We start from the raw sequence: 22,274 nt of genomic DNA, 5'->3' as shown, positions 1-22,274 counted from the left end.
TTATATAAATATACGATTCTTTACGTGTAAAAACAACACGTTTGAGCGGCCTCTGATTGCTTTTTTGCGCTAGCCAAAAAAACCTTCGACGAAAATATTAAATTATCGTGTTTAATCTTCAATAAATCCATTACCTTTGCACCCCGAATCGTTAACCGGATGTGGTGAAATTGGTAGACACGTCAGACTTAGGATCTGATGCCGCAAGGTGTGGGGGTTCGAGTCCCTCCATCCGGACTAGAAAAGTTTAATGTTTGAGGTTTCCGTTTACCAACAAGCCTTAAACCTTAAACTTTTTTATTAAACTATTATTATAACATGGCTACAATTACAAAAGAACCTATTGGCCAGTTGCACGAAAAGATCAGTGTAAAAGTAGATAAGGCCGATTATCTCCCAGGTTTTGAAAAAACTTTAAAAGAATATAGTAAGAAGGCAAATCTGCAAGGCTTCCGACCCGGAAAAGTTCCCGCAGGTCTAATTAAAAAAATGTATGGCCCTTCTTTGTTTACCGACGAGGTATTACGTTCTGTAGATAAAGAACTGATCAATTATCTGCAAAATGAGAAAACTGAGATCTTTGCTCAGCCGCTTCCATTGAATGTGGATATTGCTCAACTGGATGTAAACAATCCTGGTGAATATAATTTTGAATTTGAAATAGGGTTAAAACCCGAATTTGAATTGGCAGATTTGGCAAAAGCCGATATTACAGCCTACAATATTGATATTACCGACGAAATGATTAATGAGGAAGTGGAAAGATTGCAGAATCGTTACGGTAATATGGTGGATAAAGAAGCGGTTTCTGGTGAAAACGCTGTAGTATATGTTAGTTTTATTGAAACCGACGCAGCAGGTAACGAAGTGGAAGGTGGTTTGAAGAAAGACAACTCTTTCCTCGTAAAATATTTTGCCGCAGCCACACAAAAAGAGTTGATGGGTAAGAAAGCTGGTGATAGCATACAAGTTGCTATTGGTGAGGCTTTTGAAGAAAAAGAGTGGGATTATGTAGCCGGAGATCTGGGATTGAACAAGGACAGCGAAGAAGACAAAAAGAAAACTTTTAAGCTTGCCATAACTAAGGTTGCAGAACTCGAAAAAAGAGCATTGGATGAGGAGTTCTTCAAACAACTTTTCCCTGAAGGGGATGTAAAAACTGAAGAAGAATTCCGTGCTAAAGTAAAAGATCAGATCTTCAATTATTGGGCTGCTCAAAGTCGCAATCAAATTCATGATCAAATCTTCCACAGCTTGGTGGACAATACTAAGATTGAATTTCCTGAGGCATTCCTGCGTAAATGGTTGTTATCTCAAAATAGCGAGAACGGCCAGCCTGCCAAAACTGAAGAACAGGTAGAGCAGGAGTTACCTACTTTCCTGAATCAGCTGAAATGGACTTTGATCACTGAAAAAATTGTTAAGGTTCAACAAATTGAGGTGAAGCCCGAGGAGGTAAGAGAATTTGCGAAAGCTCAGCTATTTAGCTATATGGGAGGTGCGGTACCTAGCGAAGAAGAACCCTGGGTGAAGGATTATGTAGACAGAATGATGAATGATCGCAGGTATGTTGAGGATGCTTACTCTCGTATTCAGTCTCAAAAAGTTTTTGAATGGGCTGAAAAACAAATAAAGCCAAAATCCAAGCAAGTAAGTGCGGAGGAATTTAATAAAATGGTTGAAGAGCATCAGCACCATCATCATTAATAATGCAGTAACATATTTTGTTGATATAAAGGCGCTTATTATAAGCGCCTTTTTTATTAGCCCCTATCCTTAGTAGTTACTTTAGAACTTCATTAAAAAATTGCCCCGGGTAAAAACCCAGGGCGTTATAAACCTAACCTAAACTCTAATATTTTACTGCATTATCATCTCTAAAGGGACTGATTATTATTAAACTTTTAAATAGAAAATGTATAAAGTTTAAAATCAATTAATTTGTGCTGTTTGTTTATTGTAAATTGCAATTAAATTTTTACAAACTACCAATATTTACAAGCATTTAGTCTTGGCAAATTTATAAAGTACCTGTGCAAATTTCTATAGTATCTATTATAAAATCTTTCTTCTGCGTATCAATTTTTTTCTTCTGCGTATCAATTTTGTCAAAATCTTCATATAAATTGAATAGTTTATTTATTCTCGAGGGATTGTGGTATTGTGAGAATAAATATATTGTAGCTATCGGATACCTCCAGAACTAATGAACCTCTATGCAGGGTAGCCAGTGAGCGAGACAGTGCAAGCCCGATGCCGGTTCCCGGAAGATTTCCTTTGGGATTGAGCCGGGCAAAGGGTTCAAAAATCTTTTCCCTGTTTTCTGGAATGATTAAATCTCCATCACTGGCTACACTAATTTTAATCTTATCTGGGTCAGTAGAACGTTGTACTTTAAGAATAATTTGACTTTTACCATACTTGAGCGCATTATCTAGAAGGTTGCTAATGATTTTTGTAAGCGCTTCTTTGTCAGCATATATATGTGTTAATCCTTTTTCTATTATGGATTTGAAAGCAAATTGTTTTTGTTTTATAACTGGGTCAAAAATAAAGTACACCGATTCTAGGAAGGGAGTTAGTTCCAGCCGCTCGGGTTGGATTTGCATTTGAGCGCTTTCTGTTTTTTTAAGGGTGAGCAACTCATTGATCAGATTGAGAGATCGCTGTACACCTTCTTCCATAATATTAAGATACTTCTGTGTACGGGGACGATCTTCAGTGTCTATCTTAGCCATTTCTAAGGGGGCCTTCAGCAGCGTGATAGGAGCTTTGATTTCATGTATAACATGCGTAAAAAACTCTGTCTTTGACGCATAAATTTCTTTTTCTCGTTGAATTTCATAGAGTAATTTGTTTCTCTTCTGCCGTTCTGCTAAGTTTCTTTTATAATATTTCAGACTGGTGTAGGTGAGCAGGAAAAAAAGCACGACATAGGTTAAATAAGCCCAGGTTGTTGCATAAAAAGGATTTAAGATAGTAATATGCAATACTCTTTCGTTGTCCTGCCAGATGCCTCTGTTATCTGTGGCTTTTACTTTAAAAGTGTATTTCCCGGGTTTTATGGCGATAAAACTAACATTGCGCTTATCTTTAATGTAATACCAGTTATTGTCTAAGCCTTCCATTTTATACGCATATTGTATACCATCGGGAGCTGCATAACTGAGTGCTGCAAAATCAATTTCGAATGAGGACTGCTTATGTGTAAAAGTGATAGAATGTGTTAGTGATGCGGATTGCTTTAATGGACCTTTATTCGGATTAATAGTAAGGGGGATATTCAGCATCGTGATTTCAGTTATGTAAAGCGGCGGCTTGTAAGTGGAAGTCTTTATATTATCGGGATTTACTCTTATAATACCTCCATGTGTTGCAATGTATATATCGCCGTTTCGTGCTTTGTAAGAGCTGGCATAAGCAAATTGTCCTGCAGAGAATTCTTTTATCTGTTCAAAGCGAGACAAAGCCATAGTGGCCGGATCTAACATGACTATTCCGGCTGCGGTTGTGACCCAAAGTTTGCCATAATTGTCTTCGGCGATAGCGGTAACAATATCTGATGGTAGTCCGTGTTTGCTGGTATAGATGTAAGTTTTCTTCGTATGTATATTAATGTTTATCAGACCGTTACCTGTTCCCAACCAGATAGTGCCATCGCGGGAGACTAGTAATGCGGAGTTGATGCTGGTGGGTAAAATATTTTTTCCATCGACCATTACCTTTACCTCCCCTTTTAAGTTTTGTTTTTCGTTGTAGAAAAACAATCCATGTGTTAAGCCCCACACTGTTCCATCGGGTGTTTGTGTGATCACGTTGTAGGGTGTTTGCTGGGGAAAATGATCAGACCTGGTAAAGCGTTTGGTGCCTTTGTCGAATTGGAAAATACCATCTGCAGTACCTACCCATATCGTTTTTTCATTTAAATCCACATGGAGTGACATGATTCGGTTGCTTTTTAAGTCGTTGGTTCCAGTTCCTGCCGTATAGTGTTCTACGATGTTTTTACTCCTTGTATCCAATGCTTGCAGCCCGTATAACCATACTCCCAACCATAATTTACCCTGATCATAAACCATTCCTAAAAGATCTTCTCCGGAGAATGCGCCTTGGTGAGGAGTTTGGGAAAAATATTCAAAGCGACGGGTATGTGGGTCAAAACGGTTTAGCCCTTTAGCACTGGCAATCCATATATGGCCTTGATCGTCCTCAGTGATGTTAGTGAAATTTTTCCCCCACAAACCATGTGAAGAATGAAGATTAGCGGTATATACTTCAAAGGCGTTACTTACGGGAGGGTAGTAGCTCACGCCATTGTGATATGTGGCACACCAGATACCTCCTTCAGCATCTTTAAGTAGCCACCACACATAATCATCAGCCAAGGAATTTCTGTTTTCCGGGCTTTGTAAAATCCTATTTTGGTATGAGCCGTTGCTATCCAGTATATATATACCTTTATTAGTTGCCACCCAGAATTCATTGGAGTACACCTGTTGAAAATCACGAACTGTGATATTGGTACTTTCCCCGAAGCTTAAACTTACCGGTTGTGCTTTTTTCTGTTGGATATCGAAAGCGGTAACACCTTTTAAAGTACCTACCCACAAGGTGCGATCATCCTTTTTAAATATCCTAATAATTCGTCGGGTACTTGCAGGCTGAAAGTGAGTACTTATAGGGAAGAAAATGAAACGACGTTCAAAAGGCATCCACAAACCTAGCTCTCCGTTTTCGGTGCCTACCCACATTTGGTGATTGTCGGTTACGATGATATCGGTATACTTTTGATTCTGGTAATTAGGATATTTTATGGCTTCCCTTGTTAAAGGATCGCATTCATACAAATTATTATAAAGGGATAGCCATACTTTTCCGGTTTGGTCTTCGGCCATCCGGTGTACCACACCTTCGGGAACATTTTTAACCGGATCCAGAAGTTCCGTGGTATCGTTGAAGATAAAAAGGCCTTTATTGGTGGCTAACCATAAACTACCATTACTGTGCACTAGTAGTTCCCATACATATAGGGGACCCTTTATTTTATTGTTATTGCTTATAGTGTTGAATTTTTTAAAGGCCTTACCATCAAATCTGTTAAGGCCATCGGCAGTCCCCATCCATATAAAGCCTCTTTTGTCTTGCTGTATGGTAAAAACGGTGTTATTGCTTAAACCATTATTTGTATTAAGGTTTTTAGATATATATTGCTGTGCATGAATATTTTGTATTTGGAGTGTAAAAATCAATCCAATTATGGGATGAATTAGGCGACTAAAAAACAGACGGCAACAATCAATCATTATTATTTTATATATATTATTAATTATATAATATTCAAAAATATTAAAATTCATTAGTTTAAGCCTATTTTACTTAGGGGCTTTCAAATTTTATCTCAAAATGTGCTGTTTCTTTGCTCTGTATATATATTTCTAAATATATTTCTAACTTCTGTCTATCATTTTCCACATGAGATATTGCAAGAATTGCCTAAGAATCTAGCTTCGTTCCCTATTCAATTATTTAATTTAAGTTGCCAGTTATGTTAATTTCTCAAAAGTATATGCGATAACAAATAAAGCGACTTTAATCAGAAAGCCATTTTTTGTTACAGCATGCACTTTTCTGAGCATTTTTTCTTTAATCATACTGAAATCTGTTTCAATTTGTTTACGCATATATTGTTTTAAGAAGGCGACATGTGGCTCATCTTTTCTTTTACTATTAGACCTTCTTTGAACTTTTGCATGTATCAATTCTGCCTCAAATAAGTCATCTTCACTCAAATAATCGGTATAGCCGGCATCCATGTAGATGCTGCTTTCCGGTGCTACATCAAAAGGGAGTTTTCCAAGGCTTTGACTGTCATGCTCGCTACCAGGCACTATGCAAAACTCTACCGGTATTCCATTTAAAGTCATTACCTGTACCCGAACTCCGTAGAAATACCTCCTCATGGCAGCATGTTTACCCCGAAACGCTTCACCCCTTAATACTTTACAACGACCAATGCGTATATTGTCACACACTGCAACAGGAAAAGAGTCTAAGCGGTAATCGGCTGCCCCCGCCATGTCCTTTAACTGTTTACCCATTACTGAAAACATAAACAACAGCAGCTCTGAGAGCCGGTGCAGCCTTCGGCAAAATCTCGATTTATCTAACATCTGCGGCACATAGCCCTTCAATTTCATAAAGTGACGGGCATTTCCCTGGTGACCTCCAAAGTACAACGCTGATACAAAGGCCGTTGTAATAACCTCCGCATCGCTAACCCGTACCCGGATATCCTCCTTGTGGTGCAAAGATTTTAAAATATCATCTACTATACAATAAAGAGCTATAATTTACTATCGGAAAGCATGGCTTATATATTTTAGATGTGGTAATCCAAAATTATTATAAACATGCTTTCTTTTTTACTTCTTTACATAACTAGCAACTTAGGTTAATATAGAATCACTGTATAGCCTTTGCTTTGTGTATATAGATGCAGTGAAGAGGGGTAAAGTATTGAAGATGGATTTATTGTTTCGAATTTTATTTACATAATATATATATACATTTGTACTAGTATAAGACATTTATTTTAATAATATCTATTGTTTAATTAAGCAACTACTCCTAAAAAATGAGAAAGCTTACTTTAGGACTGTTCGTAGCCCTTTTATTTACCCAGCTCTCTTTATCTCAAGACCGTCCTTTTATTACTAAATGGCAAGCTGATGGATCTGGTCAGATTTCATTTAAAGCCCAAACTGCTGGAGATGTCACCTATACGGCAAAGTTTAGTACGGGTAGCGGTGAGGATAGTATTATGGGACTTATTAATATGCCGTCGCCGAACTATGTATCTATATACGGTCTTCCTGTAGGGGGTGATGTCGAATTACGTTTAGGACCGCAGAACTTGATGGCGGTTCATATGTACGGTATTAATTTTAAAGAAATATCGCAATGGGGCGATGTAGTGTGGTCATCGATGGCTTCTGCATTTAATGGCGCCACTGTAATGGATGTAACGGCAACGGATAAGCCTAATTTGTCGCAGGTAACTGACATGAGCTTTATGTTTTCCCAGTGTGAAAAGTTAACCGGTCCTAATAATATTAATGACTGGGATGTGAGTAATGTTACTAATATGCGAGCGATGTTTCAAGCCGCATTACTTTTTAACCAGCCTTTGAATGATTGGGATGTGAGTAATGTGGGGAATATGAGTGACATGTTTTCTGGCGCTGAAAGCTTTAACCAGCCTCTTGATAATTGGGATGTGAGTAATGTGCGTAATATGAGAAGCATGTTTAGTAGTGCTAGATCTTTCAACCAGCCTCTTGATAGTTGGGATGTGAGTAATGTGAGGGATATGGCATACATGTTTTCTGGCGCTGAAAGCTTTAACCAGCCTCTTGATAATTGGAATGTAAGTAATGTGCGTAATATGAGAAACATGTTTAGTAGTGCTAGATCTTTCAACCAGCCGTTGAATAATTGGGATGTGAGCAATGTTGATTATTTTAGTGATGGCTTCGCGGGTATGTTTTACTATGCCACTTCTTTTGATCAAAACCTAGGTAGCTGGAAGATGCACCCCAATACAGGATATATAACGCTCGGTCCATCAGGTATGAGCTGTGAGAACTATACACTTACATTGATTGGCTGGGCAGCTAATAATCTCCATTTGACCAACGTGTCTGTGGATGTATACCATACTAGTTATGGTCCTGCTGCAGATGCAGCGCATTCATTATTAGAAGGTAATGGATGGATATTTAATGACGATGGTCTCGATGAGTCCTGTAATGTAACATTGCCGGTAGTATTTGGAGATATTAGCGCATTATACAAGAATGGTCAGTTGCAAGTAAACTGGACTACGTTATCAGAACTCAACAACGCGTATTTTGAAATAGAAGCCTCTGTCGACGGTACAAACTTTGTAAGCATTGGTACAGTACAAAGCTTGGCTAAGGACGGCAACTCCGACCAACCTTTACAATACAGCTTCAGCAAAACCGCATCACGCAACGCGTTGCTAGTTGGTATAGCTGCATTAACCTTGGCCATAGGCAGCTTTGTTGCAGGTCGTAGAAAAGCGGGAGCTATGATGTTGGGGGCATGTATGCTGTTGGTGGGTATAGCTGCATCATGTAATAAGAAGGATAGCTTTGCTTTACCTGCCGAAGATAAAGACCTGTACATTCGTATTAAGCAAGTAGATAAAGACGGTAGCTATAAATACAGTAAAGTAGTGAAGGTGATGTTTGAACATTAACTGTACACGGGGTTATATTACTCAAAGGGTCGGTATTATTGCCGGTCCTTTGAGTAAAAAAAAGAAGCACACACGAAAATCATATCGATAGGCTATTACCCAAAGTCGGAATTTTTTAATAGAACGTTTTTTCCTGTCAATATTTATATAAGAATATTTGTAAGGTATTGCTACATTATTTTGTAACCCCTTATAAAAAACCGCTATTTAAGAATAATCTTAACAGCGGTTTTAAACATGATTGTATCATTGTAATGATAAGGAACGGATTCCCAATATTTTAATAATATTATTCGATACCCTTCCGTACTACACCGCTAAAGAAAGTCTATTCATACTTATTAAAATAGTACATTATGCCTTTCGGTTATTGTAATGTTTAGGGGCGTAAAATCTATCATTATTATCCGGTTTCTACATCATCGAAATGTATACATGGAAATTACGAACTAGCTATTAGCACAATAGATCATGCCTTCTTGCTACTCTTGAAATTACAACAAAAAGGCTTAATGAAGAAATATTAGTTATATATTTTTGAATCTCGCCATCTTGCAATGTGTAAATTATGAATAATTATATAATTATGCATATTGTGATAATATATGTAAAATGTTTTTGCTTTGATAAATATTGGTGAGCCTCCCTATTTCTAGGGATCGCATTTATTTTATTCCATTTATAATCACTCCTACATTTGCTATCAAAATTTTAATCAACCGTTAGATAAATGGGATGTGAGTAAGGTTGTAAATATGAGTGCCCTGTTTATGGAGCTAACAAATTCAATCAGCCTTTGGATAATTGGAACGTGATTAAGGCGGAGTATGTTGATAATATGTACTTTGATGCACTTTCTTTTAATCAAAATCTTGGTAGCTGAGTTTTACATCTTAATGCTTCTCAAATTTCGATAGCTAATACAGCTATGAGTTGTGAAAATTATACTTATACTCTTAAAGGTTGGTTAGATAAAAATCCCGATAAAAAAGATTTTATTATAGATGCATATAACTGTACATATGGTGCTGCAGCCGAGGGATTATGTATTCAAGCGTCTTTCGAGTTAGGATGGATTTTCAATGAAGATGTTTTTGATGGTACATGTACGGTCACGTTACCTGTAACTTTTGGTGCTATCACGGCCTTATTTAAGGATGATCAGTTACTTATCAACTGGACTACCTTATCTGAAGTAAATAATGCCTATTTTGAGGTAGAAGCGTCTACGGATGGTAAAAACTTTGTGAGTCTTGGTAAGGTGCAAAGCCTGGCTAAGGATGGTAGTTCTGACCACTCTTTACAATATAATTTCAGTAAAACCACCTCCCATACTGCGCTACTAGCGGGTGTGTCTGCATTATTGCTTGCTATCGACAGTATGGCTACCGGTCGCAGAAAAGTGGGGGCTTTGATGTTGCTTACCTTTATGTTATTGGGAGGTGTATTCATGTCTTGCTCTAAGCAGGATAAGGTGGTTTTACCATCAGAGGCTCAAGACTTATACATTCGTATCAAACAAGTGGATAAGGATGGTAGGTATCAGTACAGCAAGGTGGTGAAAGTAGTATATGAAAATTAGTTTTCTGTATCAATAATGAAGTATAGGACCGGCTTCGTACCGGTCCTTTTTTTATTACTGAATGTTAATTACAGTTACTTTTATGAATCAAATTTGCTGCTGTGTGATGAAAGTATAGTATAAGATGCTACGCGTTTTATCCAATTCTGTAATCAATGCAAAAATCTCTTTTATTGTTTGCTTTTAATTTTGCCTGTGGACTTATTATTTGCATGGCATCGGCCATTTGTTACCAAAATGTAGTGTGCTAATATGACCAGCTTTGATATTAATATTACTCTCATCGAGTAATGCTCCTTATGGCTGGTGCTTTTGGCACAAAGGATGAAAAGGGAGTTCTAAACCCTCTGTCTTTCATCTTCCATATGGGAATGCGTATAATTGAGGTATGTAATCTTCCGGCTAATTAGTATGATTTTATCTTGAATTTAGCCCCAAATTCTAAGTAATTTAGTAACAATCAAAGTGTAGTATTGATAGATGTAGCAATGCTTTGATAGAACATATACATCTAAGCATGTTTTCAGTATCGCAGGAATTTAGAGATCTCAGCTACCTAGCCGTTAGTCTATATAATAGGATAGATATGTTACTAATGTTTGTAGCCTGCTGGATATTTAAGCGCTTCTGCAATGTTAATGGTTGAGATGTAAGCTATGTGGAGAATATGGATGTAATGTTTCGCTTGGGGACTTTATTCTATCTGTCGCTCGACCAGTGGGGTGTGAACCATGTGACAACGATGTCTGGGTTGTGTGATGTGGTTGGCAGCTTTAATTAAAAGCGGGAAGGTTGGAAAGATGGCCTTCTTTTGAGCAAATATACCTAGGTGCTTTAGAAGTTGATTGTAATAACCATAGCCTTTGTTTGCTGAGGAGCGAAGCTAATAATCTGGTATGATGAGTATCGGTACATGAAGTGCTTATCGAGGCGTATAGCAGGGTACATTTGAAGGTATCGCCAAAACGTTTCCGTGTATATTCGGCCATCAAGTATCGTATATAAGAATAAGGAACTTCAAATAAGTTGAACTTCCTTATTCGCGATTAGCAATACTTATTTTGAGACTGAGGCTTCAACCGATAGTAAAGCGGTAAAAATAATGTTTGAACATTAAATGTGTCTATCCGTTCACAAGTTAAGCATGCAACTCAATGCGGATGCTTTACTTTATAAAAAAGCCGCTGTTAAACACAACAGCGGCTTTTTAAATTCTGCGAAGAGCTTTTTATTTTTTTATAACGGTTATGGTTTTTGAGTATGTTGTAGTACCGTCTTTATCTACTTGAGCTATTCGTACAAAATACTTGCTGCTGTCTTTATTTAACTTATCCAGATCACTTTTAGAGCAAGAATATAAAATACCTATGCATCCAAAACATATTAATAGAGATGCTATCCACCGTTTTCTTCGACATAGTATGCCACCTACTAGGAATGTTAAGAAGCTGAGGCCTAATACAACCGGGTTAATGGATTTTGAAAATGTATAAGTGAGTGGTATATCAGAATTGCCACCTATAGCTTTTGAAGAAACCTTGCCTATCTGCTTAAAGTGAACCCCATCAGATGACAGTTCTACGATAAAATGACTATTATTTTCTTCTTTCAAAACCTCCCACTCAATTGTAAGGTTATTGTTTTCGAAGAAAGCGCTAATTGCACCAAATATTACGGGCAATGCTTCTGAAAATTGAACACTCACTGTGGCAGGTGTGGGATCCTGCAATCCTGTAGCGTCAATAACGGAGTAAGTAAAGCTGGTGACATCCACTCCAGATACTGGATCCACTAATTGAAGTGTAAGTTGGGAAGGATCGAAATTATCAATGCGATATCCATTCTCTCCTAAATCAGTTATAGGGTTGTTATTATAGTATAGAGCAAATCCATTAGTGGGTAAACTTGTAATAACAATAGATCTTCCGGTCCAATCCTCACCATTAGGATCGCCGTCAGGAAAGTCTTCAGCATCACTACCTTTGATAAGACCGGTTAAAGGAATGTTCTGATTGGGTACAGGTGGCCCATCGATTGGCAAGACAGAATCATGGCTTTCAGGTTGTTGGCTGATGCCAAAATTAACACTGCTTACATCATCATTGCCGATAACAACATTACTTAATATTCCGGAAGGTTCACCATCGCTACCGGTTCCGCTACCTACTTTTTGTCCTGTTACACTCCATCCTGCGGGTAATACTACGGATGGTGGGGTGGTGCTTCCCAAAGTGCCGGGCTCGCTGGTGAGAATAATATTATAATTTTTACCAGGAGCAGCAGCAAGTATATAAGTGCCATCAGGTTCTACAGAGGCGATGTCAAGAATTTTGCCTTCGTCAATATCCCATAATACTACACTTAATGTACCGCCACCATTGGTACCTGTACCATTGACTATATTATCCGTCAGGCCGTTTACATCATAAAATACATTACCTGATATAGCCACATTTTCAAAGATGGCAAATGGACAGGATGCGCCATCATTATTTTCATAAGCAGCTACTGTAGGGCCTACTTGTACCGAAGTTAAATTAGTTATATCAATTTTATAATATCGGCCTTGTAAGTTAGCAAACACATATAAACTACCCGTTCCATCAAAAAAACAGATCCATAAGCAGATCCTTCACCTTGGATACCCCCTCCCGTAACTAGACCGCTGCTTAAAGTTAAAACCCCTGTTTTAATATCTAAGGTGGCTAGCTTAAATCGGTTAGGGTCGGCTCCTCCTCCGCCCCAAATGGGACCATTAATTCCATAGAAGAGACCATCCTCAGGATTGTATGCCATATCACTTGTATTAAGTGACGCTCCATTGGCTAAAGAGGTATAATATGGGGCTGCGGTTTTAGCGGGGTAAGGGAAAGTTTCACTAGTGGGATCTACTAACTTTCCATACGTATCAGGCCTGTTCGGATTTATATCCAACACATAATATCGTGTACGTACAATAGGCTGGTTATTGGCTATAAACATGTAACCATCATTTGTTACAGCACCATTATTGCAATATTCCAGACCTGTAACTGTTATAACAGAATCTCCGGTTAAACCAAATTTAATTATTTGATTATTAGGGGTGCCGGATCTGGAAGCGTACATATAATTATCAATAGGTGAATAAACCACAGCGTTTACTGCATAAGGTAGTGTTCGAACAGTAGTTCTTGTCCCTGTATTTATATCATATGCATATAAAGTAGTTGAGTTAGAACCGTTACTTACCGTTTGATAAGCAACATTCGTACATTCAAAAGGAGTCATTTCAGAGGGGGCTCTTGGGCTAGTAGTGGTGCGGTAAAAAAGGTTAATAGAACTAAGAAAATGAGAGCAAGTCGTTTAAAATTTGTAATCATATTAATAGTATTAGAAGGTGAGGGTGATGAATGTTAAATACTTTAATGATTTTTTTTTAGAAAAAAGTCACTCTATTCTATCAGTTTGAGTATGCCAAAATATTATAAAAATATGCTGTTGAGGGTGTGAACTATATGTTGTATACTCAAAAGAGATATTCTTATGGTAGAAAAGCATTATTTGTAGTGAAATGTTTTTAACTGTTTTTTAAGCGTTAAGTACATACTACTGAATTTTAAAATGTCTTACAAATTTGTTAAAATAAAAATAAATAAAATTTCTTTTAAGTCCCAATTTATTGTTTATTTGTTTCATAAACAGCCTAGTACAAGAGTTAATTCCACATCAGCTCCTATTAATTGGCAATAATAAATAGCGGTTTATAATAAGCTACATTAATCCTAAACTCTTAATTTATGTAAACGGGCATAGTTTAACGGAGATTGTCCAAATTTTCGTTTAAAGCTTTTGGTGAACTGTGAAGCAGAAGTAAAACCACATAGAAAGGCTATTTCATTCATTTTATAAAAGCCTTGATTGATTAAAGTTACAGCTTGGTTTAAACGTCTGTCTTCAATAAGCTCATTAGGTGTGCAGTGTGCTAATGATTTGATTTTTCGATAAAGAGAGGCACGGCTCATGTGAAGAATTTGTGCCAGCAGATTTAGATTTAGTTCTGGGTAGGCAATGTTTTCATCAATAATATTATTAAGCTGGTTAATAAAATATTCTTCCTCCGTAATAAGATTGTCCCCGTGTGTCTTTTTAGGTGAGATAAAGCTCAGTATTCGGGTACGGTTTTCTATTATTGAAACCACTTGTGCTTTTACGTATGAGGGAGAAAAGGGTTTTTCAATGTATACATCTGCGCCTTCATGTAATCCTTGAATTTTATTTTCTTCTTCTGATTTTGCAGATAATAAAATAACTGGAATATGACTTAGATGTGGGGTATTTTTCACAAAATTGCATAAATCTAGCCCGTCTTTTCCAGGCATCACTACATCTGATATGATCAGCGAAACAGAGAGCGAATTAAGTATTTTTATAGCATCATCTCCATTTAATGCCGAAAATACTTTGAATTCGACATCTAGCAAGTCCGACAATAAATCTACAATAAAAGCATCATCATCAACGATAAGAATGGAATGTTGTTTCATAATGCAATTGGCAACAGTTAGGTATAGAAAAGAACCTATTTATTGTAAAAATATACTACAATAAGCAAGATTTTATCTTTTTACCAAAACTTCAATTATACATCCTTATGGTTGCAACATAATGAAAAACTTTTGTATTTTAATAAAAGTTATTATTCAGCACACTACAATCGTTTTATTTTGAGAACGCAATAAGTGCGCCAGAGGGTATGTCAAATGGCCGTATAAATGCGCCAATCTGTCACTCTCTTTTAAGGTTTTTGTAAATGGATAGAAATTTGTACGTTTACCCACGTTAATTAATGTATCAGCATGACTTATAATTCTGAATTTGAAAAATATGCCGTAAAACACAAGGGTATTTCCAGTAATACCCTTAATAGCTATGGAAACTATCTGGTTACGGCTCTTACTCCTAACATTATTGAAGAACGCCCCATGAACGTGGCGGTAATGGATGTATATAGCCGGTTGATGATGGACCGCATCATTTTTGTAGGTTATCCTATCAATGATGAGGTGGCCAACATCATTACTGCTCAGTTGCTGTTTCTTGACAGTACCGATCGCACTCGTGATATTAATATGTATATTAATAGTCCGGGCGGGAGCGTGTATGCCGGTTTAGGAGTATATGATACTATGCAGTATGTGTCTCCCGATATCGCCACTATTTGTATAGGCATGGCGGCTTCGATGTCATGTGTGTTGCTGGCAGCAGGTACGCCGGGGAAACGTGCTGCGCTAAAACATTCCCGTATCATGATGCATCAGCCTAGCGGTGCCATTGGCGGACAAGCCAGCGATATTGAAATTACCGTCAACGAGATCAGAAAACTCAAAAATGATCTCTACGAAATAGTACAGAACCATACCGGAAAGCCTCTGGATCAAATCGAAAAAGATTTTGATCGGGATAAATGGATGACTTCCCTAGAAGCAAAAGAGTATGGTATCATTGATGAAGTACTGATGGTAGGTAAGAAAGAAAAATAAAGCTTAGACAACATAAATTCTATAAAAATGAGCATCTCAAACATATACAGCCAAAAATGGCATCAGCCCATTATCAGTGATGAGGAGGAGGAAAAAGAGCGGGAGAATAAAGCCGATGAGCTTTCCATGTTTAACAAACGCCTCGAAAAACTCTTCTTTGAAAAAAGGAGTGTATACCTGTGGGGAGTGGTTGATGATAAAAGTGCGCGCGAAGTCACTACAAAATTGTTGCTGCTGGATGCTGATAAACCCGGAGAAGAAATCAAATTTTATATCAACAGCCCCGGAGGGGTAGTCACCAGCGGTATGGTGATTTATGATACCATGAAGATGATTAGCAGCCCCGTAAGTACTATTTGTATGGGGATCGCAGCTTCTATGGGTAGTATCCTATTGAGTGGTGGCGAAAAGGGCAAACGTTATATTTACCCCCATGGTGAGGTAATGATACATCAGCCTTCATTGGGTGGTTACTTCCGTGGTGTAACGGCCGATTTGGAGATTCAGGCACGTCAAACTCAGCGTGTTAAGCAAATCGGGGCACAAATTTTGGCCGATAACTGTGGTAAAACTATAGAAGAAATTATGCGCGACTTCGATCGCGACTACTGGATGAATGCCGAGGAAGCCATACAGTATGGTATTGTAGATAAAGTGGTGGACAAGCTGTAGTTCATTTCATAAATAGTTAATATTATAAAAAAGTCCACTACTCAGTAGTGGATTTTTTACCTTTGTAGACAAGAATCATACGCAGAGATTATCTCTGTAATAAAGTAATAGACAATGAAGGAAAAAATCTCAGGCAATGTTTTGCACTGTTCTTTCTGCGGAAGAAGCCGCGATGATGTGGAAATTCTAATTGCAGGACAGGAAGGACATATCTGCGAAAACTGTGTAGAACATGCCCAAGAAATCATCGAGCAGGAGTTAAACCTGAAACGTCATCTTAACAATTCCGGCTATTCGCTGAATGTGAAGAAGCCTATGGAGATTAAAGCATTCCTAGATGAATACGTTATCGGACAAGATGACGCCAAAAAAGTATTGTCGGTAGCTGTGTACAATCACTATAAAAGATTAAAACAAAAAGCTTCTGGCAGAGAACTGGATCCGCTTAACGAAGTGGAGATTGAGAAAAGCAATATCATTATGGTGGGAGAAACCGGTACAGGAAAAACCCTACTTGCCAAAAGTATTGCCAAGATTCTCAATGTTCCCTTTGCCATTGTAGATGCTACCGTATTTACCGAAGCCGGATATGTGGGAGAGGATGTAGAGAGTATCCTTACCCGTTTGTTGCAAGTATGTAACTACGATGTAGAGGCTGCAGAAAGAGGGATTGTATACATCGATGAAATAGACAAGATTGCAAGAAAAAGCGATAACCCCAGCATTACCCGCGATGTTAGTGGTGAAGGTGTGCAACAGGGTTTGCTAAAGCTACTCGAAGGTACCGATGTATTAGTGCCACCGCAGGGAGGACGTAAACATCCTGATCAGAAAATGATTAAGGTGAATACGAATAATATCCTTTTTATATGTGGAGGTGCATTCGACGGAGTAGATAAAATTATCGCCCGTAGAATACAAACAAATACTATCGGATTTAATGTTGATAAGCAACAACAGGAAGATGTAAAGAAAAATCTGCTTCGTTTTGTGAATGCACAGGATCTCAAATCTTTTGGCCTCATACCTGAATTGTTGGGTCGCCTCCCGGTAGTAACCTATCTAGATCCTCTAGATGCAAGTGCCCTACGGGATATTCTTACCAAGCCCAAAAATGCTTTAATGAAGCAGTATCATAAGCTCTTTGAGTTGGAAGGCATTGAGCTGAAGGTGGAAGAAGAAGTGTATGATTTTATGGTACAAAAGGCAGTTGAGTATAAGTTGGGCGCCCGCGGATTGAGAAGTATCTGCGAAAGCATACTCACCGACGCTATGTATGAGCTGCCTTCTTCTAAGGAAAAAACCTTTACACTTACAAAAGAGTATGCCGAAAAGAAATTTAGCAAGAGTAAAATGGGATTAATTAAAGCGGCATAGATAATTATTCAGTAAACATTCAACCTTAAATTAATAGTCAATGAACGAAATTATCGAAAGGCTGCAAAGCGAGGCGGGACTTACCGAAGAGCAAGCCGCAAAAACATTAGAAGTAATAAAGAATTACGTGATTGAAAAGTTTCCCATGCTGGAAGGAGCGGTAGGTAATCTTTTTGGTAATAATTAATCAGCGAATAAAATATATTGCATGTAAAGCAGGCTTCGGTCTGCTTTTTTATTATACGAAATTAGGGAGGCGTGTATCAGACATTATTAAATGCCATGTGCCTATAAGGAGAGCTATGTTGTTTTTATCAGATAAAAGGCGAAAACTTTGAATGAAAAGTTCTCGCCTTACTGTAAAATATCTGCGCACGAAGGTAAGCGGAAGTATTATGGAAAAAGAAAAAGCATATTTAAATCTCACCGGCCATGTAAGGATCAGTTACAGATATATTGCCACTTTCGACATGCCCTGCATATAGGCGGTAAAAATGTTTATATCCTTTTACTTTTAAAATAAAATGATACCACCCATAGGTGGATTCCAAATTGATTTTTAGTTTTTTGCTTTTTTGGGCGTTTAATACGATTGTTTGTTCCTCTTTTTTATAAACAGGATCTGTGATGACAATTTCGAGATCCTCCCTGCCATTGTTGTTTAGTGTAAGTATTATTTTTTCTTCAGCTTTTCCACTTAACGGTTTCTGAGCGTAGTCGAACTTTATGGCAAGCTCAGGGTCATGTTTATCACCAGCGAAAACTCTACAGAATCCATTAGGTCCGTCTATAGAAAGTTGATACTGCTCTTTATCAAACTTTGCTAGTTCCAGATAATCTTTCACAGTATCGCCTGCTAAAACAGCATAGGCCCAGGTTTTGCCCTTATCATTGTTATAGGATGTTTGGGTATACATATTAAACGGAGCTCCTTTTGCTCCTACAACCTTTTCCGCGCTAAACGAAAGTTCCAGTTGTTGCGATGTTTTGTTAAGAACACAATCGGCATGTAATCGGTAGGGAATAGCACAGGCGGGGCGTGTGCCGCTCTCCTGCAAAGGTGTGTTGGCGGCGATATCTTGTAAGTGATCTGTTTTATTGATTTTTTCAATCTGCGGTTCGGTTAACGGATCGGGAACCAACTGTTGTGGTTTGTTTTTTGCGTTTTGAATAGTGACGATAACTTTCTCTCGTTTCAGAAATTCAGGAAGCGGGAATGATTCCCCCTTATAGGGTCTGAATACTGATGTAAGATCGCCACAAATTGCCCTGCGCCAACTACTGATATTGTTGCACCGAATAGGTTTTCCGGTTTTCTTTTGAAGAAATTTTTCGAGAAACATTAATGTTGACGTGTGATCAAATATTTCTGAATTAACAAAGCCACCTTTGCTCCATGGTGATGCTACAATACACGGAACGCGGTATCCCAATCCGATAGGCCATCCGGACTGCTTTTCAAAATCTGAATCGCATTGAATGCCTGCCGAAACTTTTCCTCCAGTAGCGCCTCCGGGAATCACAAAGGGTGGTATATGGTCAAAATAACCATCGTTTTCATCATAATTGATGATTAAAATTGTTTTCTTCCAAACTTCCGGGTTTTGTGTAAGAATGTCCAGCACCTGCGAAACATACCATGTACCATAGAAAGGAGTATCCGTATGATCGGAAAAACTCTCCGGAGCCGCTAGCCAGGATACAGTAGGCAACTTGTTATTTTCAACATCTTTTCTGAATTGATAGAGTATATCTCCTTTAGGGATGTTAACAGTTTCCTCAACTCCCTGATCATTAGTAAAAGTAAAAGGTTCTAGTTCCAGATAGTCTTCCTGTTCAATATTGGTAGTAAAGGCTTTATCAATCAAATTTTTTTCTCTTTGAGATAGCTGATTATAACGCGCCTGTACTTCTTCCGGGCTTAAATGCGGCGTGACAGTTTTATCGCCGTTTTTTCTGAAATAAGCCGAAAGTTTTACACGATGGCGTTTTACATACTCGATGGCGTTGTCTCCATAATTACCCAACCAATAGTCTTTTTTTCTTTCAAGATTGGCCGTCCATAGCTCGTTCTGATAAATTTTCCAGCTAATGCCATTATCTTCTAATATTTCAGGAAAAGTTTGCCAATCGACAAATACATTATTGCGCGATTCGGCATTGGAGTTATATACAGCAGCTATGGAATGACCATCGGGTCGGGGACGAATGTTGCCTGTCCAAAAGAAAAGTCGATTAGGAGTTGTTCCTGTTAAGGAGGAACAGAAATAATGATCGCAAATAGTAAAGGCATCGGCTAGTGCATAATAAAAAGGCATGTCATGACGATTATAGTATCCCATCGTCATAGCAGTTTTATGCGGGATCCATTGATCATATTTGCCATTATTACGGGCCTTACTTTGATCGGGCCAGCTATGCGGTAAGCCGCCCTGCCAAGTGATCTTGGTTTGGTGTATATCTAGATGAAAAGGGGCTATGGCTTTACCTTCTTTGTCTTTCTGTATCCATACCTTGTTACCATCAGGTAGGATTTTGGGGCGTGGATCGCTGAAACCTCTTACGCCTTTCATGCATCCAAAGAGATGATCAAATGATCGATTTTCCTGCATCAGTAGCACAATGTGTTCTGCATCGTAAAAGGTGGAGCCTTTGGGTGCATTAATGGCAAAAGCTCTTTCTACAGCAGATGCATTCATAGTGGTGACGGTAGTACCAGCCGCTAGGATTGCGGCTTGTTTTAGAAAATTTCTGCGGGATTGGTCCATAGCATAATTTTTTTCTTAGAAATAAAAATAAACATATTTACATGTTGCTTTAACTTATGGTTTGTCTGCTATTTCAAAACTGGTAAGCACCGCTGCATGATCCGAAGGCCATAGATTGTCTATGTTAGGATGTGTTCTAATGATTTTGGAACCAATCGGCTTGATTCCTTTACCCTTGTAATAAATGAAATCTATGCGACAATGAGGCAGCTGCCCGTAGATTGGTGACCATGTTCCCTCGGGTCGTTTTACTTCATCAGGATGTATTTCTCTGAAACTATCCTTATATCCTTCTTTTAGTAAATATCTGGAAACAGGGAAATGTACAGGCCCATATCCAAAGTGTAATGATGTAGCAGCTTTTGTCCAGTCCAGATGACTGGCTGAATTAAAATCTCCAGCTAAAATTACAATTAGGTCTTCTCTATCTAAATAGGGTTTGGTATCTTTTTCAATGATGTTTTGTATATCCTTTAATGCTTTTGCCGAATCTCCAGCAACCCATAATTCGGGATTTTGGCCTGTATTGGGATAGATGGAGGTATACTCCGGATCATTGCTATAACGCAGCCAGCATGAATTTACTAAAATGGTGCGTCCATTAGACAAATGTATCAATACAGGGTTGGAATTGAATGTATTGTGAGACTGTGGTAATGGTGTGATTTTATATCTGCTATAAACAGCTAAATTCTCTTTTGAATTTACTGAATACATATAATATCCTAGTGCATCGGCTATTTGCTGCTGAGAGCCGTATGCTTCCTGCATTGTAATAATGTCAGCATTCGCGGCTTTTAATACCTCAATAACTTTATTCATGCCATCATTGCCAAGATGTATACCGCCATGCCATATATTCCATTGCAATACTTTTATAATTTGAGAGCCAGGTTTACTGTTGCATATTAATTCAGGAATAATAGGATTAGTATCTTCTTCTGGTACATATGAGGTTTCATTTAAGCTAAATTCAGGCACCTTGATTTTTATTCTTCCTTGTCGTGTTGTATTTCTTGCGATATCGGCGGTTATAGTAATATAGTTAACTCCAGGAGATAAGCAAATTCGTTTTTGCTTATTTGTCAATGAAATCTTTTTTTTCGGATGGATATTTCTACCTAAGTATTGTATTACGGTATCCGATTTACCGTTGCTATAAGAATGAAAAATTTGTAATCGTTCAATATCGGGCAACCAGCTCACTTCAGAGAGGTCTAGGGTGATTCCCGTAAGATATGCAGGGCGGTTGTGCTGATTAAGTATAATTCTTAATTTAAGTATCTGGAAGTTTTTGCTGTGTTGATCATAATCCCACTCGTTATGTAATATCACTGCATTAAATAAAGGTTGTTCGTTTGGGTTGTATTTGAAGTGGATATTATTGCTTGGAACAGTGGAGGCTAAAGGAGCCCGGCCCCTGAAATGAATGCGTCCGTTTCTGAGATGAAAAGTTTGCCAGCTTTTTCCTACCCAATTAATACCAATCTCATTAATTCCATCATCAAAATTATAATAAGCTACAAGACTTTTGAAATTTGGATGATTATTGTTGAGTGGCCGTTTCATCCAGTATTGTATTTCGGATTCATCTACCGCAGCATTCCAGATGCGTACCTCATCCATTAACCCTTGATATACAGTGGCACTTTTTAAGTGCGATCCTAATGTGCCGGGTATTATAGAGAAGCTGGTTAGTTTTTTTGCTACAATATGTCCATCAATATATAATTGGGTTATTTCTCCGTTGCAGGATAAAGCAATGTGATGCCAGCCCTCGTCTAATATTGCTTCAGACCAAATATCAGCAAAAGGATTTCCAATTTTACCTCCTATAAAAATGAGTGGTAAATTGTGTGCAGTATTAAGTGTACTATATTCTCCCCCACCAATGATTACGGCCGTATCTTTGAGTAGGTTAGAATCGGGCTTGATCCACACTTCAAGAGTCCAAGGCGCTTTGATAACACCAATTCCGGTACATACATTATTATCTTTCCCGTCTAATTTTAGAGCTCTATTGTGAGGAGTGTATTGGGCCGAAATAATTGTTGTATACAAACATAGGAATA

At 38.1% G+C, this 22,274-nt stretch carries 15 protein-coding genes, 1 tRNA gene and 1 pseudogene; 10 read left to right on the top strand and 7 right to left on the bottom strand.

Features of this window, described 5'->3' with window-relative positions; genetic code table 11:
- Positions 1–155: 155 nt before the first annotated feature.
- Both PIECOFPK_RS01235 and tig read left to right on the top strand, forming a co-directional pair.
- Positions 156–237: transfer RNA gene (locus tag PIECOFPK_RS01235), tRNA-Leu, on the top strand.
- Positions 238–318: 81 nt separating this feature from the next.
- Entirely contained in the window at positions 319–1,707 is a 1,389-nt protein-coding gene (gene tig / locus PIECOFPK_RS01230; protein ID WP_409966329.1) for a trigger factor, read from the top strand.
- Between the two features lie 428 nt (positions 1,708–2,135).
- On the opposite strand, the gene PIECOFPK_RS01225 is transcribed toward tig, so the two are convergent.
- Positions 2,136–5,303: a two-component regulator propeller domain-containing protein gene (locus PIECOFPK_RS01225; RefSeq protein ID WP_409966328.1), complete on the bottom strand. Its 3,168-nt coding sequence runs from the start codon at positions 5,301–5,303 to the stop codon at positions 2,136–2,138.
- A 240-nt stretch (positions 5,304–5,543) separates the two neighbouring features.
- On the bottom strand, positions 5,544–6,350 hold the full coding sequence (locus tag PIECOFPK_RS01220) for an IS982 family transposase (protein WP_409966805.1): 807 nt from the start codon (positions 6,348–6,350) through the stop codon (positions 5,544–5,546).
- A 284-nt stretch (positions 6,351–6,634) separates the two neighbouring features.
- Here PIECOFPK_RS01220 and PIECOFPK_RS01215 point away from each other — a divergent pair, with 284 nt between their 5' ends.
- The 4 genes and pseudogenes from PIECOFPK_RS01215 to PIECOFPK_RS01200 all read left to right on the top strand — a co-directional run bounded on the left by PIECOFPK_RS01215 (position 6,635) and on the right by PIECOFPK_RS01200 (position 10,644).
- The gene (locus tag PIECOFPK_RS01215) at positions 6,635–8,281 is read left to right on the top strand and encodes a BspA family leucine-rich repeat surface protein (protein WP_409966327.1); all 1,647 of its coding nucleotides are present in this window, start codon (positions 6,635–6,637) and stop codon (positions 8,279–8,281) included.
- Positions 8,282–8,958: 677 nt separating this feature from the next.
- Positions 8,959–9,164, top strand: a pseudogene (locus PIECOFPK_RS01210) (BspA family leucine-rich repeat surface protein).
- A gap of 45 nt (positions 9,165–9,209) precedes the next feature.
- Positions 9,210–9,863: a hypothetical protein gene (locus PIECOFPK_RS01205; RefSeq protein ID WP_330975127.1), complete on the top strand. Its 654-nt coding sequence runs from the start codon at positions 9,210–9,212 to the stop codon at positions 9,861–9,863.
- 658 nt (positions 9,864–10,521) lie between these two features.
- The gene (locus PIECOFPK_RS01200; RefSeq protein WP_409966326.1) at positions 10,522–10,644 is read left to right on the top strand and encodes a hypothetical protein; all 123 of its coding nucleotides are present in this window, start codon (positions 10,522–10,524) and stop codon (positions 10,642–10,644) included.
- Between the two features lie 447 nt (positions 10,645–11,091).
- On the opposite strand, the gene PIECOFPK_RS01195 is transcribed toward PIECOFPK_RS01200, so the two are convergent.
- The 3 genes from PIECOFPK_RS01195 to PIECOFPK_RS01185 all read right to left on the bottom strand — a co-directional run bounded on the left by PIECOFPK_RS01195 (position 11,092) and on the right by PIECOFPK_RS01185 (position 14,389).
- Positions 11,092–12,447, bottom strand: coding sequence for a hypothetical protein (locus tag PIECOFPK_RS01195; protein WP_409966325.1), 1,356 nt, complete (start codon positions 12,445–12,447; stop codon positions 11,092–11,094).
- A complete protein-coding gene (locus PIECOFPK_RS01190; RefSeq protein ID WP_409966324.1) occupies positions 12,405–13,133 on the bottom strand; it encodes a hypothetical protein in 729 nt (242 codons plus the stop codon). The genes PIECOFPK_RS01195 and PIECOFPK_RS01190 overlap by 43 nt, the downstream gene beginning before the upstream one ends.
- 494 nt (positions 13,134–13,627) lie before the next feature.
- Positions 13,628–14,389, bottom strand: a complete 762-nt coding sequence (locus PIECOFPK_RS01185; protein ID WP_330975125.1) for a response regulator — start codon at positions 14,387–14,389, stop codon at positions 13,628–13,630.
- Positions 14,390–14,701: 312 nt separating this feature from the next.
- Here PIECOFPK_RS01185 and PIECOFPK_RS01180 point away from each other — a divergent pair, with 312 nt between their 5' ends.
- From PIECOFPK_RS01180 to PIECOFPK_RS01165, 4 genes are all read left to right on the top strand, one after another.
- Positions 14,702–15,385 (top strand): ClpP family protease, encoded by a 684-nt coding sequence (locus tag PIECOFPK_RS01180; RefSeq protein ID WP_330975124.1) that lies wholly within the window; start codon positions 14,702–14,704, stop codon positions 15,383–15,385.
- 27 nt (positions 15,386–15,412) lie between these two features.
- On the top strand, positions 15,413–16,057 hold the full coding sequence (locus PIECOFPK_RS01175) for a ClpP family protease (protein ID WP_330975123.1): 645 nt from the start codon (positions 15,413–15,415) through the stop codon (positions 16,055–16,057).
- Between the two features lie 114 nt (positions 16,058–16,171).
- Entirely contained in the window at positions 16,172–17,434 is a 1,263-nt protein-coding gene (clpX, locus tag PIECOFPK_RS01170) for an ATP-dependent Clp protease ATP-binding subunit ClpX (protein WP_409966323.1), read from the top strand.
- Positions 17,435–17,474: 40 nt separating this feature from the next.
- Entirely contained in the window at positions 17,475–17,621 is a 147-nt protein-coding gene (locus PIECOFPK_RS01165) for a hypothetical protein (protein ID WP_330975121.1), read from the top strand.
- Positions 17,622–17,850: 229 nt separating this feature from the next.
- On the opposite strand, the gene PIECOFPK_RS01160 is transcribed toward PIECOFPK_RS01165, so the two are convergent.
- Together PIECOFPK_RS01160 and PIECOFPK_RS01155 are read right to left on the bottom strand one after the other, a co-directional pair.
- Positions 17,851–20,202 carry a phosphocholine-specific phospholipase C gene (locus PIECOFPK_RS01160; protein WP_330975120.1) on the bottom strand — a complete coding sequence of 784 codons (2,352 nt, stop codon included), beginning with the start codon at positions 20,200–20,202 and terminating at the stop codon, positions 17,851–17,853.
- Positions 20,203–20,256: 54 nt separating this feature from the next.
- Entirely contained in the window at positions 20,257–22,263 is a 2,007-nt protein-coding gene (locus tag PIECOFPK_RS01155) for an endonuclease/exonuclease/phosphatase family protein (RefSeq protein WP_409966322.1), read from the bottom strand.
- Positions 22,264–22,274: the final 11 nt, after the last annotated feature.

Source organism: Chitinophagaceae bacterium C216 (genome assembly GCA_028485475.2).
Classification (GTDB): Bacteria; Bacteroidota; Bacteroidia; order Chitinophagales; family Chitinophagaceae; genus Niabella; species Niabella composti.
This window is presented reverse-complemented; position numbering and strand designations above follow the sequence as displayed.

Bases quoted from the DNA above. Each gene is read 5' to 3' on its own strand.
- tig (WP_409966329.1), top strand. From the start codon at position 319: ATGGCTACAATTACAAAAGAACCTATTGGCCAGTTGCACGAAAAGATC.
- PIECOFPK_RS01225 (WP_409966328.1), bottom strand. From the start codon at position 5,303: ATGATTGATTGTTGCCGTCTGTTTTTTAGTCGCCTAATTCATCCCATA.
- PIECOFPK_RS01215 (WP_409966327.1), top strand. From the start codon at position 6,635: ATGAGAAAGCTTACTTTAGGACTGTTCGTAGCCCTTTTATTTACCCAG.
- PIECOFPK_RS01205 (WP_330975127.1), top strand. From the start codon at position 9,210: ATGAGTTGTGAAAATTATACTTATACTCTTAAAGGTTGGTTAGATAAA.
- PIECOFPK_RS01190 (WP_409966324.1), bottom strand. From the start codon at position 13,133: ATGACTCCTTTTGAATGTACGAATGTTGCTTATCAAACGGTAAGTAAC.
- PIECOFPK_RS01185 (WP_330975125.1), bottom strand. From the start codon at position 14,389: ATGAAACAACATTCCATTCTTATCGTTGATGATGATGCTTTTATTGTA.
- PIECOFPK_RS01180 (WP_330975124.1), top strand. From the start codon at position 14,702: ATGACTTATAATTCTGAATTTGAAAAATATGCCGTAAAACACAAGGGT.
- PIECOFPK_RS01175 (WP_330975123.1), top strand. From the start codon at position 15,413: ATGAGCATCTCAAACATATACAGCCAAAAATGGCATCAGCCCATTATC.
- clpX (WP_409966323.1), top strand. From the start codon at position 16,172: ATGAAGGAAAAAATCTCAGGCAATGTTTTGCACTGTTCTTTCTGCGGA.
- PIECOFPK_RS01165 (WP_330975121.1), top strand. From the start codon at position 17,475: ATGAACGAAATTATCGAAAGGCTGCAAAGCGAGGCGGGACTTACCGAA.
- PIECOFPK_RS01160 (WP_330975120.1), bottom strand. From the start codon at position 20,202: ATGGACCAATCCCGCAGAAATTTTCTAAAACAAGCCGCAATCCTAGCG.